The sequence below is a fragment of the Streptomyces luteoverticillatus genome, from assembly GCF_003970715.1.
In the GTDB taxonomy this organism is placed as follows: domain Bacteria; phylum Actinomycetota; class Actinomycetes; order Streptomycetales; family Streptomycetaceae; genus Streptomyces; species Streptomyces abikoensis.
Genome location: NZ_CP034587.1, coordinates 3,342,343 through 3,355,267, shown reverse-complemented (window position 1 = coordinate 3,355,267; position 12,925 = coordinate 3,342,343). Strand labels below are relative to the sequence as shown.

12 protein-coding genes are annotated in these 12,925 nt (G+C 72.1%); 8 read left to right on the top strand and 4 right to left on the bottom strand.

Translation table 11 applies throughout. From position 1 onward, the window contains the following. Nucleotides 1-98: 98 nt before the first annotated feature. The 3 genes from EKH77_RS14695 (at nucleotide 99) to EKH77_RS14685 (ending at nucleotide 2,525) form a co-directional block, all read left to right on the top strand. Complete coding sequence (locus EKH77_RS14695) at nucleotides 99-197, top strand: 30S ribosomal protein bS22 (protein WP_003948845.1); 99 nt, start codon at nucleotides 99-101, stop codon at nucleotides 195-197. 214 nt (nucleotides 198-411) lie between these two features. Then, nucleotides 412-1,458, top strand: a complete 1,047-nt coding sequence (locus EKH77_RS14690) for an NAD-dependent epimerase/dehydratase family protein (protein ID WP_126914833.1) — start codon at nucleotides 412-414, stop codon at nucleotides 1,456-1,458. A 14-nt stretch (nucleotides 1,459-1,472) separates the two neighbouring features. After that, nucleotides 1,473-2,525, top strand: a complete 1,053-nt coding sequence (locus EKH77_RS14685; protein WP_126914832.1) for a lysophospholipid acyltransferase family protein — start codon at nucleotides 1,473-1,475, stop codon at nucleotides 2,523-2,525. Nucleotides 2,526-2,573: 48 nt separating this feature from the next. Here the strand turns inward: EKH77_RS14685 and EKH77_RS14680 are convergent, their stop codons facing one another. From EKH77_RS14680 to EKH77_RS14665, 4 genes are all read right to left on the bottom strand, one after another. Continuing rightward, nucleotides 2,574-3,764, bottom strand: coding sequence for a DUF5667 domain-containing protein (locus EKH77_RS14680; protein ID WP_126914831.1), 1,191 nt, complete (start codon nucleotides 3,762-3,764; stop codon nucleotides 2,574-2,576). Between the two features lie 287 nt (nucleotides 3,765-4,051). Then, nucleotides 4,052-4,852, bottom strand: a complete 801-nt coding sequence (locus EKH77_RS14675) for an ECF subfamily RNA polymerase sigma factor, BldN family (protein WP_126914830.1) — start codon at nucleotides 4,850-4,852, stop codon at nucleotides 4,052-4,054. Nucleotides 4,853-5,316: 464 nt separating this feature from the next. Next, entirely contained in the window at nucleotides 5,317-6,261 is a 945-nt protein-coding gene (locus EKH77_RS14670; protein WP_126914829.1) for an HAD family hydrolase, read from the bottom strand. 127 nt (nucleotides 6,262-6,388) lie between these two features. Further along, nucleotides 6,389-6,676 carry a glutaredoxin family protein gene (locus tag EKH77_RS14665; RefSeq protein WP_397613134.1) on the bottom strand — a complete coding sequence of 96 codons (288 nt, stop codon included), beginning with the start codon at nucleotides 6,674-6,676 and terminating at the stop codon, nucleotides 6,389-6,391. Between the two features lie 348 nt (nucleotides 6,677-7,024). Here EKH77_RS14665 and EKH77_RS14660 point away from each other — a divergent pair, with 348 nt between their 5' ends. The 5 genes from EKH77_RS14660 to hemB are packed head-to-tail and all read left to right on the top strand — an operon-like array spanning nucleotide 7,025 to nucleotide 12,771. Continuing rightward, nucleotides 7,025-7,807 (top strand): redox-sensing transcriptional repressor Rex, encoded by a 783-nt coding sequence (locus EKH77_RS14660; protein ID WP_126914827.1) that lies wholly within the window; start codon nucleotides 7,025-7,027, stop codon nucleotides 7,805-7,807. Further along, complete coding sequence (locus EKH77_RS14655) at nucleotides 7,804-9,168, top strand: glutamyl-tRNA reductase (protein ID WP_126914826.1); 1,365 nt, start codon at nucleotides 7,804-7,806, stop codon at nucleotides 9,166-9,168. The genes EKH77_RS14660 and EKH77_RS14655 overlap by 4 nt, the downstream gene beginning before the upstream one ends. Further along, nucleotides 9,165-10,136 (top strand): hydroxymethylbilane synthase, encoded by a 972-nt coding sequence (gene hemC, locus EKH77_RS14650; RefSeq protein ID WP_126914825.1) that lies wholly within the window; start codon nucleotides 9,165-9,167, stop codon nucleotides 10,134-10,136. Before EKH77_RS14655 ends, hemC begins: the two co-directional genes overlap by 4 nt. Beyond that, entirely contained in the window at nucleotides 10,133-11,782 is a 1,650-nt protein-coding gene (locus EKH77_RS14645; protein WP_126914824.1) for a uroporphyrinogen-III synthase, read from the top strand. The genes hemC and EKH77_RS14645 overlap by 4 nt, the downstream gene beginning before the upstream one ends. Next, nucleotides 11,779-12,771, top strand: a complete 993-nt coding sequence (gene hemB / locus EKH77_RS14640; RefSeq protein WP_126914823.1) for a porphobilinogen synthase — start codon at nucleotides 11,779-11,781, stop codon at nucleotides 12,769-12,771. Before EKH77_RS14645 ends, hemB begins: the two co-directional genes overlap by 4 nt. Nucleotides 12,772-12,925: the final 154 nt, after the last annotated feature.

Here is a 12,925-nt window from a genome sequence, read left to right as displayed (position 1 = left end):
ATTACGCTGATCGCCCGGTGCCGGGTAGGCTGGCCCGATGTAGGTCGTGTGGGCTCGGACGCCCCGCACCGAGTGAATCGATGTAAGCGAGGGTAGTCGTGGGCTCTGTTATCAAGAAGCGGCGCAAGCGGATGGCCAAGAAGAAGCACCGCAAGCTGCTCAAGCGCACGCGTGTTCAGCGTCGCAACAAGAAGTAAGCACCGCCGCTGTGCTCGACCCGCAGCCCTTCCACCGGTCACGGTGGGAGGGCTGCGGTGCGTTGCGGTGAGTGAAGCCTTCGCTACGGCTTGAAATGACGCCCGGTCCTCCCGGCGGTCGTCACAGTGCAACAACGACCCGCTACGGTGGCCGCGACAGGGCACCGCTCGTCTCTCCAGGCGTGGGACGGACGTGGGAAGGAAGGCGCTGATCTTGGGCAAGGTCGTGCTCGTCACCGGAGTCGCACGGCAGCTGGGCGGACGGTTCGTCCGCCGCGTCCAGCGCGAGCCCGACGTCGACCGCGTCATCGGGGTGGACGCGGTGCCACCCGAGCACCATCTCGGCGGGGCCGATTTCCTACGGGCGGACATCCGCCACCCGACGATCGGCAGGGTCCTGGCGGAGCACTCCGTCGACACCGTGATCCACATGGACGTCAACGGCACCCCGCTGGGCAAGCGCGGCAGCCGGGCCTCGGTCAAGGAGACCAACGTCATCGGCACCATGCAGCTGCTCGGTGCCTGCCAGAAGACCCCGTCCGTCAAACGGCTGGTGATCAAGTCCAGCACGAACGTGTACGGTTCCGCCCCCCGCGATCCCGCGGTCTTCACCGAGTCCACGCCGCCCAAGTCGCTGCCCAGCGGTGGCTTCGCCAAGGACGTCGTCGAGGTCGAGGGCTATGTCCGCGGCTTCGCCCGCCGCCGGCCGGACGTGGCCGTGTGCGTGCTGCGCTTCGCGAACATCCTGGGGCCCTGTGCCGACTCGCCGCTGGCGGAGTACTTCTCGCTGCCCGTGCTGCCCACCGTGCTGGGCTTCGACCCCCGGCTGCAGTTCGTCCACGAGGACGACGCCATCGAGGTGCTCCGGATGGCCGCCGGGGAGCCCGCCAGGTCCACGCTGAACAGCGGCACGTTCAATATCGCCGGGGACGGCGTTCTGCTGCTCTCACAGGCCGCCAGGCGCCTCGGGCGCCCCACGCTCCCCTTCTTCCTGCCGACCGTCACCTGGGTCGGCTCCGCGCTGCGGTCGGTCGGCGCTCTGGACTTCTCGCCCGAGCAGGTCCGGCTCCTCACCCACGGCCGTGTCGTCGAGACCACGCAGATGCGCGAGACCCTGGGTTTCCGTCCCCGGTACTCCACCGCGGAGGCCTTCGCGGACTTCGCCCGCAGTCGCGGCCCGGGTCTGCTGCCGCCCGAGACCCTCGCCCGTACCGTCGACCGGATCGCCGCGCTGATGCCTGCCGGCAGCGGCCAGAACTGAGGAGCGCACGCACCATGGCCGATGCGAAGGTCATTCCGTTCGGCGAGGAGCCCCGGGCCAAGCGGCGGCCGGGCCGCACGGCCCGCGCCCGGACGAACCGGGTGCCGGCGGCGCTCGCGCCCGTGCCCGCCCAGCGGGAGGAGGAGCGGGCGCGGGCAGGGCGGGAGGGCCGGCCGGAGCAGGCGGCGGACGGCGGCACCGCCGCCGCCCCCGCGGCCGCCGGGGACGGCGGCTGGGAGCGGAAGCTGGCCCACGGGCTGAACTTCCTGCGCCGCCGCGTCACCGGCGAGTACGAGGTCGACGACTTCGGTTACGACCAGGAGCTCACCGACCAGGTGATCCTCTCCCTGCTGCGGCCCTTCAAGGAGAAGTACTTCCGGGTCGAGGTGAAGGGCGTCGAGAACATCCCGGAGAAGGGCGCGGCGCTGATCGTCGCCAACCACTCCGGCACTCTCCCCGTCGACGGCCTGATGCTCCAGGTCGCCGTCCACGACCACCACCCGGCCGGGCGGAACGTGCGGATGCTCGCCGCCGACCTGGTCTTCATGCTGCCGCTGATCAACGAGCTCTCCCGGAAGCTCGGCCACACCCTCGCCTGCGCCGAGGACGCCCAGACGCTGCTGGAGCGCGGCGAGGTGGTGGGGGTGATGCCGGAGGGCTTCAAGGGGATCGGGAAGCCGTTCTCCGACCGGTACAAGCTCCAGCGCTTCGGGCGGGGCGGCTTCGTCCAGACGGCACTGCGTGCCGGGGCGCCCATCGTGCCCTGCTCGATCGTCGGGGCCGAGGAGATCTACCCGATGCTCGGCAACTCCAAGACGGTCGCGCGGCTGCTGGGCATCCCGTACTTCCCGCTCACGCCGTCCTGGCCCTGGCTGGGACCGCTGGGGCTGGTGCCGCTGCCCACGAAGTGGACGATCCAGTTCGGGGAGCCCATCCCCACGGACGGCTATCCGCCGGAGGCCGCGGACGACCCGATGCTGATGTTCAACCTCACGGACCAGGTCCGGGAAACGATTCAGCACACGCTTTACAAGCTGCTCGTGCAAAGGCGGTCGGTGTTCTTCTAGGCGAAGAACACCGACCGCCGAAGGCCGCCCATAGGCCGCCCGGAGACGCTACTTGTCGTCCTCCCCGTGGATGCCGAGCCCCGGGAGGATGTTCGGCAGCAGCGGGGGGATGGTGATGTCGGGCTGCTTGGAAGGCTTGCCGTCCTTGCCGTGCGCCGACCGGTCCGCGCCCGAGCCGTCCGTACCCGGCGACGGCTGGAGCAGGCCCGTGCCGCCCAGCAGGCCCTCGTGCTCCTCCCGGCTGCTGGGGGAGGACTGGGCCGGCTTGCCGCTGGGGTGCTTGCCGTCGGCCGTGGCCGGGGCCTTGGAGCTCGGCGCGGGGCTGTCCTGGCCGTTGCTGCCGGGCGAGCCCTGGCGGGCGGCCCCGGACGGGCCCGCCTCGCCGCCGTGCTTGCCCTGCTTCTCGTGGAGCAGCCCGCGCAGCGGCTCGACCTCGTCGTCTATGGCGTCGAGCACCGAGGAGACGCCGTTGCCGACGTCGGTGAGCTGGACGGGGAGCCGCTCGCGCAGCCTGCTCCAGCCCTCGCGGTGCGAGGCGGTGAACGAGGAGAGCCGCTGGATCGCGCCCAGCGAGCCGTCGCGCTGGTAGACGCCGTGCAACAGCCGGTGGCCCTCGGCGGCGTCGTGCTGCATCCCGGCGAGGGTGCGGCGGATCTCCGTCAGCGACTCGTGGTCGAGCTGGCCGGAGCGGCCGCGCTCCATCAGGCGGTTGGCCTCCTGGAGGCGTGTCGACGCCTGGTCGAGGAAGAGCCCGCCGCGGTCGGAGTCGCCGTCGGCCATGCCCAGCTTGAGGTCCTCCATGCCGCGCTTGAGCCCGTACAGGGTGTCGCCGGGCAGGGCGCCGGAGCTCGCGGCGGCCACGCCGCCGAAGGCCCCCGCCGCCACGCCGACCGTGAGACCGCCCGCGGCGAGCCCCTTGGACCAGCGGGAGCGCGGCCTCAGCCTGCTCAGCGCCCGGTGGGCACCCCGCCCGGAGCGCTGCGCCGGAACGGCACCGCCCCCGGCGAACTGGGCCTCCATGGCGGCGATCAGCTGTGCCCGCTGGACGGTTTTGACCTCGGCGTCCAGCTGGGGGGCCGGGAGCGCGCCGAGGCCGCCCGTCAGCGCCAACAGCCTTGCGTGCTCGGTGTCTTCCAGCGATGGGTCGGACTGTGCGGCCGCAGCACCCTGGACTTCCTGGTCCTCCAGGGCCTGGGCGAAGGCGTTCGCCCGCCGGTGCGCCGATACATTCGCGATCACAGGCGGCACCTCCTCTCGTCATGACGGTCGACTCCCCGGGGCACCTGAAGGGTTGCACGACGTGAACGCATCCACTCGATCGAGTGAGTGAATACGGTCACGAAGCGCCTTGGGGAAGTCTGCATCCCGGACAACGAGTGGCGCGGCAGTCGGGTTACGCGGCCGGAGAGAGGTGGCCGCCGGTGAGTGAATCCAGACATCGGGTCGGTGAGGGGTCCGGTCGGTCGGTCCGGTCAGGGGGGCCGGTCAGGGGGTCCGGGCGAGGGCCCGGCGGGGGTCGGCGGACGTCAGCGGGCGTCGTCCGGGAGGAGCCGGGCCAGGGTGCGCACGGCCCGGTACTGGAGGGTCTTGATCGCGCCCTCGTTCTTCCCCATCACCCGGGCGGTCTCGGCGACCGAGAGGCCCTGGAGGAAGCGGAGGGTGACGCATTCCTGCTGCTGTGGATTGAGCTTGCGGACCGCCTCCAACAGGGCGGCGTTGGAAAGGGATTCGAGGACCGAGTCCTCCGGGCTGCGCTCGACCTCGTTGGCGTCGAGCATCTCGCCGGTGGTCACCTCCAGCCGGAAGCGGGAGGACTTGAAGTGGTCCGCGACCAGGTTGCGGGCGATGGTCACCAGCCAGGCGCCGAAGTCCCGGCCCTGCCAGGTGAAGGTGCCGATGCGGCGCAGGGCGCGCAGGAAGGTCTCGCTGGTCAGGTCCTCGGCGGTGGCCCGGCCGCCCACGCGGTAGTAGATGTAGCGGTAGACGGTGTCGGCGTACTGGTCGTAGAGCCGGCCGAAGGCCTCGGCCTCGCCGGCCTGGGCGCGCTCGACCAGGTCGAGCATCCGGGCGCTGTCGCTGTCGGCGCTGGGGCGGCGGGGGGTGGTCGACGTGGCGGTGGCGGCTCCTCGGCGGGTTCGTCTGCCGACGGCCGCCCCGCTCTCGGCGAGGGCGTAGCAGGGGCCGGCATGACCGCCCACCGCTACGGGGGCGAGCGTGGCGAAGGCGGGGACGGCGTACGCGGTGGGGACGAAGACGCGCAGACGGTCGAGGACCGCTGCGCGCAGCGTAGCCAGGCCCGAGGCGTCAACCCCGACGTGTGGGTACACGGGACTCCCAGAGGCAGAGCTTCCATCACGTGCAGTGCGGGACCGTTCACTCGTCGTAGGGACAAGCGGGTACCGGCTTGCGTCTGAGGAGAATAACCCTTCGTACAGGCAGCGCTACACCGAGTTGCCTAAATCATCGTTTCCGTTCGATCTTCTTACGGTTCATGGCCGATCAAATATCGAACTACAAACGGTAGTTGACCGGATTTGGCGAGGGTGTGGCCGATTGGGCAGCGTGTTGTGGCAATCCGGACACGCGAGGACTGCCGGGGGCCATGTGGGGGTATGACAAAAGGATTGCCTGTGCGATCAAGGCGGTTACGGGCAGTGGCGAGGAGGCGCGCCGAAACGTCGCCCGTACCGGTGATGGAGGCCCACCCCGCCGTGGGCGGGCACATGGGGACGCCGGGCCCGGATTCCGGGCCCGGCGTCGCGGCGGTAACTCGGGTGCGGCGGGGGCGGGTTCAGCGACGGCGGCGGTGCAGCGCGATGCCGGCGGCCGCGCCGCCCGCGAGCGCGCCGAGGCCCGCCGCGGCGGGGATGCCGATCTTCGCGGCCTTGCGGCCCGTCCGGTAGTCGCGCAGCCGCCAGCCGTGCTCGCGCGCGTGCTTGCGCAGCCGGCCGTCGGGGTTGACCGCGTAGGGGTGGCCGACGAGCGAGAGCATCGGGATGTCGTTGGCCGAGTCGCTGTAGGCGGCGCAGTGGGCCAGGTCCAGGCCCTCGGCGGCGGCCAGGGCGCGGACGGCCTCGGCTTTGGCCGGGCCGTGCAGCAGCTCGCCGACCAGCTTGCCCGTGTAGACGCCGCCGACCGACTCGGCGACCGTGCCCAGCGCGCCGGTCAGGCCCAGCCGGCGCGCGACGATCGTCGCGGTCTCGACGGGGGCGGCGGTGACCAGCCAGACCTTCTGGCCCGCGTCCAGGTGCGCCTGGGCGAGGGCGCGGGTGCCGGGCCAGATGCGCTCGGCCATGTACTCGTCGTAGATCTCCTCGCCGATGGTCATCAGCTCGGAGACGCGGTGGCCCTTCACGATCGACAGGACGCTGTCGCGGGCCTCCTGGACGTGCTCGGGGTCCTCGATGCCCGCGAGCCGGAACCAGGTCTGCTGCCAGGCGAAGCGGGCGAGCTCGCGCTTGCCGAAGAAGTGGCGCTTGTAGAGGCCGCGGCCGAAGTGGAACATCGCGGCGCCCTGCATGACCGTATTGTCCAGGTCGAAGAACGCGGCGGCCTTCTCGTCGCCCACGACGGGGAACTCGGGCTCGGGCTCCGGGGGCTCGGTGGGGCCTCCGGCCAGGGCCTCTTCGTTCTCCTGGGCGGACTTGCGGGCTGCCTCCGCCGCCGCCTCGCCTGCCAGCACGCTGCGTGCGGTGGCGGAACGCCTGCGGTAAGTGAGCCATCCGAGTACGGCCATGCCGCGAGCATAGCCAGTTTGTTCGGGGTAACCGGAGTCCCCTCCGCCGTGATGGCGTGAACTCTGCGCGTCGGGGTGGTGACGCGGCGGGTGGCCGCCCTGGTCGCAGGGGGCGTGGGGAGCGCGGTCAGGCGCCGAGGGCCTTGCGCAGCCGGTCCGGGTTCACCCGCCAGAAGTCGTGCTGGTCGCCGTCGACGAGGATCACCGGGATCTGCTCCCAGTACTTGCGGTGGAGCTCCTCGTCCTCGGTGATGTCCTTCTTCTCCCAGCGGGCGCCCAGCTCGCCGCAGATCTCGGCGATCACGGCCTCGGCGTCGTCGCACAGGTGGCAGCCGGGCTTGCCGATCAGCGTCACGACGCTGTCGGCCGGGTTCTTGCGGGCGCCGCGGCGCAGGAGCGGACTCATGCCGGCCATTCTGGCAGGCGGCCGCGCCCCCGCGCGTGGGTGTGATGGATGCCTGAGTCGACTACCATCGTGGGCGTTTTGTTGACGTCCGGGAGGAAACGGCCCGGCCGGGGAAAGGGGTGGACGGTCATGACCCCGTCGGTCCGCTCCTGTTGCGCGAGTGGCCTGAGTGACAGTCGTGGTGTCGTCGTCCATGGTTCCCGCCTTGACGGGAATCACCGCGTGACACCCATCACTTTGGCCGGGCAAATCGGACACCATCTTTGTGCACGCGTTCACAAAGGCATAGCCTGCGTTCAACAGGGCGGTTCTGGGACAAGGCGCTGCCCGCAGCCCCGCTCTACCCGCAGGAGCACCGTGGCAACTGGCCGAACTCACCGACCGGCGACCCGAAGCCGAGGGATCCCCGAGGCCACCGTCGCCCGGCTACCGCTGTATCTGCGCGCGCTGACCGCGCTCTCCGAGCGCTCGGTCCCCACGGTCTCCTCCGAGGAGCTGGCCGCCGCGGCGGGCGTGAACTCCGCCAAGCTGCGCAAGGACTTCAGCTACCTCGGCTCGTACGGCACCCGCGGCGTGGGCTACGACGTGGAGTACCTCGTCTACCAGATCTCCCGCGAGCTCGGCCTCACCCAGGACTGGCCGGTCGTCATCGTCGGCATCGGAAACCTCGGCGCGGCCCTCGCCAACTACGGCGGCTTCGCCTCCCGCGGCTTCCGCGTCGCGGCCCTGATCGACGCCGACCCCGCGATGGCCGGCAAGCCGGTCGCCGGGCTGCCCGTGCGGCACACCGACGAACTCGAGTCGATCATCCGCGACAACGGCGTCTCCATCGGCGTCATCGCGACCCCGGCCGGCGCCGCCCAGCAGGTCTGCGACCGGCTCGTCGCCGCCGGGATCACCTCGATCCTCAACTTCGCGCCGACCGTGCTGTCCGTGCCCGACGGCGTGGACGTGCGCAAGGTCGACCTCTCCATCGAGCTGCAGATCCTCGCCTTCCACGAGCAGCGCAAGGCCGGCGAGGAGAGCGGCCCGGCGGCCGCCGCGGCCGCCCGCCCCGGCACGCCGGCGCGCGCGTCGGCCCCCGCCGCGGGCGGCGGGAAGGGACCGGAGGGGGATGTCCCCGCCGTGATGCCGGCATGAGTCTCCTGGTCGTCGGCCTCAGCCACCGCAGCGCGCCGGTGAGCGTGCTCGAGCGCGCCGCGCTCGCGCGCGAGACGCAGGCCCGGCTCGCGCACGACGCGCTGGCCGCCGAGCCCGCCACCGAGGCGGCGGTGCTGGCCACCTGCAACCGCATCGAGCTCTACGCCGACGTGGACAAGTTCCACGCCGGCGTGGCCGAGCTGTCCACGCTCCTCGCCCGGCACTCGGGCGTCAGCCTGGACGAGCTCACTCCGTATCTCTATGTGCACTACGAGGACCGGGCCGTCCACCACCTCTTCTCGGTGGCGTGCGGGCTCGACTCCATGGTCGTCGGCGAGGGCCAGATCCTCGGCCAGATCAAGGACGCCCTCGCCCTCGGCCAGGAGCTCCACACCGCCGGCCGGCTGCTGAACGACCTGTTCCAGCAGGCCCTGCGGGTCGGCAAGCGCGCCCACAGCGAGACCGGCATCGACAAGGCCGGCCAGTCGCTCGTGACCTTCGGCCTGGAACAGCTCGCCGACGGCACCCCCGTCGCCGACTGGGCCGACGGCAAGCGCGCCCTCGTCATCGGCGCGGGCTCCATGTCCTCGCTCTCGGCCGCGACGCTCGCGCGCGCGGGCGTCGCCCACGTGGCCGTCGCCAACCGCACGCTGGAGCGCGCCGAGCGGCTCGCCCGGATCCTCACCGAGCCGGGCGCCCCCGGCGCCGTCACGGCGACGGCGGTGGAGATGACCGCCGTCCCGGCCGAGCTGGCACTCGCCGACATCGTCGTCTCCTGCACGGGCGCCACGGGCCTGGTCCTGACGGCCGACGTCATTCAGGCCGCCCTCGCCGCCCGCGACGGCGCGGGCCTGGCCCTCCTCGACCTCGCCATGCCGCGCGACATCGACGCCGCCGCCCACCGCCTCGACGGCGCCGCGCTCGTCGACATCGAGACCCTGGCCGAGGCCTCCGCCGACGCCCCCATGGCCGCCGACGTCGACCAGGTGCGCACCATCGTCTCCGACGAGGTCGCCGCCTTCGGCGCCGCCCAGCGCGCCGCGCACATCACGCCCACCGTGGTGGCCCTGCGCACCATGGCCGCCGACGTCGTGACCGGGGAGATGGCCCGGCTCAACGGCCGGCTGCCCGACCTGGACGACAAGCAGCGCGCGGAGATCACCCAGACCGTGCGCCGCGTCGTCGACAAGCTCCTCCACGCACCCACCGTGCGGGTCAAGGAACTCGCCTCGACCCCCGGCGGCGCGGGCTACGCCGACGCCCTGCGGGAGCTCTTCGACCTCGACCCGCAAGCGGTCGCCGCCGTCAGCAAGGCGGACCCGCAACACGGTCGCCCCACCACAGCACGGGAGTCGGCATGAACGACACCAACGCCACGGCGCCCCTGCGACTGGGCACCCGGCGCAGCAAGCTGGCCATGGCCCAGTCCGGGATGGTGGCCGAGTCCGTACGACGGCTCACCGGCCGCCCGGTCGAGCTCGTCGAGATCACCACCTACGGTGACGTCTCGCGCGAGGCCCTCGCCCAGATCGGCGGCACCGGCGTCTTCGTCTCCGCGCTGCGCGACGCGCTGCTCGCGGGCGAGATCGACTTCGCCGTCCACTCTCTCAAGGACCTGCCGACCAGCCAGCCCGACGACCTGGCCCTCGCCGCGATCCCGCTCCGCGAGGACCCGCGCGACGTGCTGGTCGCCCGCGACGGCCTGACCTTCGAGACCCTCCCCGAGGGCTCGAGGATCGGCACCGGCTCCCCGCGCCGCATGGCCCAGCTCAACGCCTGGGCCCGCGCGCTGGGCCGCCGGATCGAGACCGTGCCGATCCGTGGGAACATCGACACCCGCGTCGGCTTCGTCACCAACGGCGATCTCGACGCCGTCGTACTGGCCGCCGCCGGGCTCAACCGGATCGGCCGGATCGGCGAGGCGACCCAGTTCCTCTCGCCCGACACCGTTTTGCCCGCCCCCGGCCAGGGGGCCCTGGCGATCGAGTGCGCCGTGACCAACGCACCGCTCGCCGCCACGCTCGCCGAGCTCGACGATCCGCACACGCGGCTCGCCGTCACCGCCGAGCGGTCCCTGCTCGCCGCGCTGGAAGCCGGATGCAGCGCACCCGTGGGTGCGCTCGCCGACTTCCGGGGCGACGAGGGGGCTGTCACCGAAATGCGCCTGCGCGGCGTCGTCGGCACGACCGACGGCTCCACGCTGGTGCAGCTGTCCACCACCGGTCCCGTACCCGCGTCCCACCAGGACGCCCTTGCCCTCGGCCGCGCTCTCGCCGCCGAGATGCTCGACAAGGGTGCGGCCGGTCTTATGGGGGAGCGAGCACTTTGAACCCCACCGCCCCGAACCACCCCGCGCACGGGCACGTCACCTTCCTCGGTGCCGGCCCCGGAGACCCGGGCCTGCTGACGCTCCGTGCCGTGGAGGCGCTGGCGGCCGCGGACGTCCTGATCGCCGATCCGCAGGTGCTCGACGTGGTGCGTACGCACGCCCGCAGCACCGTGGACATGCCTGTCCAGACGGTGACCGACGAGGCGTCAAAAACCGCTGACGTCTCCGTTCTCAGGGACACCGCCAATCTTGTCATGACGGCCGCGCGCGGCGGCAAGCGGGTCGTCCGTGCGGTGCTCGGCGACCCCGGCCTCGACGGCGACGCCGCCGAGGAGATGCTGGCCTGCGCCAACGAGGGCATCACCTTCGAGGTCGTGCCCGGCGTCGCCACCGCCGTCGGCGTGCCCGCCTACGCCGGCGTGCCGCTGCGCGACGGCCGCGGCGGAGACGTCCGCTTCGTCGACGCCCGCACCGCCTCCGCCACCTGCTGGGCCGAGGTCGGCGCGAGCGAGGTGACGGCGGTGGTCTCCACCACCCTCGACTCGGTCGTCGCCACCGCGGGCGAGCTCGTGGCCGCCGGCCGCAAGGCCGACACCCCGCTGACCGTCACCGTCGCCGGCACCACCACCCGCCAGCGCACCTGGACGGCCACCCTCGGCACCCTCCAGCAGACGCTGAAGGCCGCCAAGGTGCTGCCGACCGCCGACGGCGCCCAGCCCGTCATAGCCGTGGTCGGCGAGCGCAGCGCTGCCGAGCAGCGCGAGCGGCTGTCGTGGTTCGAGTCCAAGCCGCTCTTCGGCTGGAACGTGCTCGTCCCGCGCACCAAGGAGCAGGCCGCCTCGCTCTCCGACCAGCTGCGCTCCTACGGCGCCGTGCCCAGCGAGGTCCCCACCATCGCGGTGGAGCCCCCGCGCACCCCGCAACAGATGGAGCGCGCGGTCAAGGGCCTGGTCACCGGCCGCTACGAGTGGATCGCCTTCACCTCCGTCAACGCCGTCAAGGCCGTCCGCGAGAAGTTCGAGGAGTACGGCCTCGACGCCCGCGCCTTCGCCGGCATCAAGGTCGCCGCCGTCGGCGAGCAGACCGCGAAGTCGCTGATCGAGTTCGGTGTGAAGCCCGACCTCGTCCCCAGCGGTGAGCAGTCCGCCGCCGGTCTGCTCGAGGACTGGCCGCCCTACGACCCGGTCTTCGACCCGATCGACCGCGTCTTCCTCCCCCGCGCCGACATCGCCACCGAGACCCTGGTGGCCGGCCTGATCGAGCTGGGCTGGGAGGTCGACGACGTCACGGCCTACCGGACCGTGCGCGCCTCGCCGCCGCCGGCCGAGACCCGCGAGGCGATCAAGGGCGGCGGCTTCGACGCCGTGCTGTTCACCTCGTCCTCCACCGTGCGGAACCTCGTCGGCATCGCCGGCAAGCCGCACAATGTCACCGTCATCGCCTGCATCGGCCCCGCCACCGCGAAGACCGCGGAGGAACACGGCCTGCGGGTGGACGTGCTGTCGCCCGAGCCCTCGGTGCACAAGCTGGCCGAGGCGCTCGCGGAGTTCGGCGCGGCCCGGCGCGACACGGCCCTGGAGGCCGGCGACCCGGTCACCCGCCCGAGCGAGCGGCGGCCCGGATCGCGCAGAAGGGCACGGAGTTGAGCACCACGTACGGCACGTTCCCGGGGTCCCGGCCCCGGCGGCTCCGCACCACCCCGGCCATGCGCCGGATGGTCGCGGAGTACCGGCTGCACCCGTCCGACCTGATCCTTCCCGCCTTCGTGCGGGAGGGCGCGGCCGAACCGGTGCCGATCTCGGCCATGCCCGGGGTCGTCCAGCACACCCGTGACACCCTCCGCAAGGCCGCCGTCGAGGCGCTGGAGGCGGGCGTCGCCGGGATCATGCTCTTCGGCGTCCCCGAGGAGGCCAAGAAGGACGCGCTCGGCACCGCCGGCACCGACCCCGACGGCATCCTCCAGGTCGCCATCCGCGATGTGAAGGCCGAGGTCGGCGACGAGCTCGTCATCATGTCCGACCTCTGCCTGGACGAGTACACCGACCACGGCCACTGCGGCGTCCTCGACGCCGACGGCCGCGTCGACAACGACGCCACCCTCGAGCGCTACGCCGAGATGGCCCAGGTCCAGGCCGACGCCGGCGTCCACGTCGTGGGCCCCAGCGGAATGATGGACGGCCAGGTCGGCGTCATCCGTGACGCCCTCGACCAGACCGGCCACGAGGACGTGTCGATCCTCGCCTACACCGCCAAGTACGCCTCCGCGTTCTACGGCCCGTTCCGCGAGGCCGTCGGCTCCTCGCTGCAGGGCGACCGCAAGACGTACCAGCAGGACCCGGCCAACCTCCGCGAGTCGATGCGCGAGCTCGAGCTTGACCTCGCCGAGGGCGCCGACATGGTCATGGTCAAGCCCGCCCTGCCCTACCTCGACGTCCTCGCCAAGGTCGCCGAGTCCGTGGACGTGCCCGTCGCCGCCTACCAGATCTCCGGCGAGTACGCGATGGTCGAGGCCGCCGCCGCCAACGGCTGGATCGACCGCGACCGCGCCATCATGGAGACCCTCACGGGCATCAAGCGCGCCGGCGCCAACATGATCCTCACCTACTGGGCGACGGAGGTCGCGCGGCAGCTCTAGCCGCCCCCGACACCCAGCCCGTCACACAGCGCGATGGCGGCGTTCCCCGGCCGATGAGGCCCCGGAACGCCGCCATCGTCGTGCCCGGCCTGCGAACCCCTCGCCTTTGCCTCGCGTTTGCGCAGCTCACGCGAGAGGAGGCGCATAGTTCACG

Bases quoted from the DNA above. Each gene is read 5' to 3' on its own strand.
- EKH77_RS14665 (WP_397613134.1), bottom strand. From the start codon at position 6,676: ATGGCCGGCATGAGTCCGCTCCTGCGCCGCGGCGCCCGCAAGAACCCG.
- hemC (WP_126914825.1), top strand. From the start codon at position 9,165: ATGAACGACACCAACGCCACGGCGCCCCTGCGACTGGGCACCCGGCGC.
- EKH77_RS14655 (WP_126914826.1), top strand. From the start codon at position 7,804: ATGAGTCTCCTGGTCGTCGGCCTCAGCCACCGCAGCGCGCCGGTGAGC.
- EKH77_RS14670 (WP_126914829.1), bottom strand. From the start codon at position 6,261: ATGGCCGTACTCGGATGGCTCACTTACCGCAGGCGTTCCGCCACCGCA.
- EKH77_RS14685 (WP_126914832.1), top strand. From the start codon at position 1,473: ATGGCCGATGCGAAGGTCATTCCGTTCGGCGAGGAGCCCCGGGCCAAG.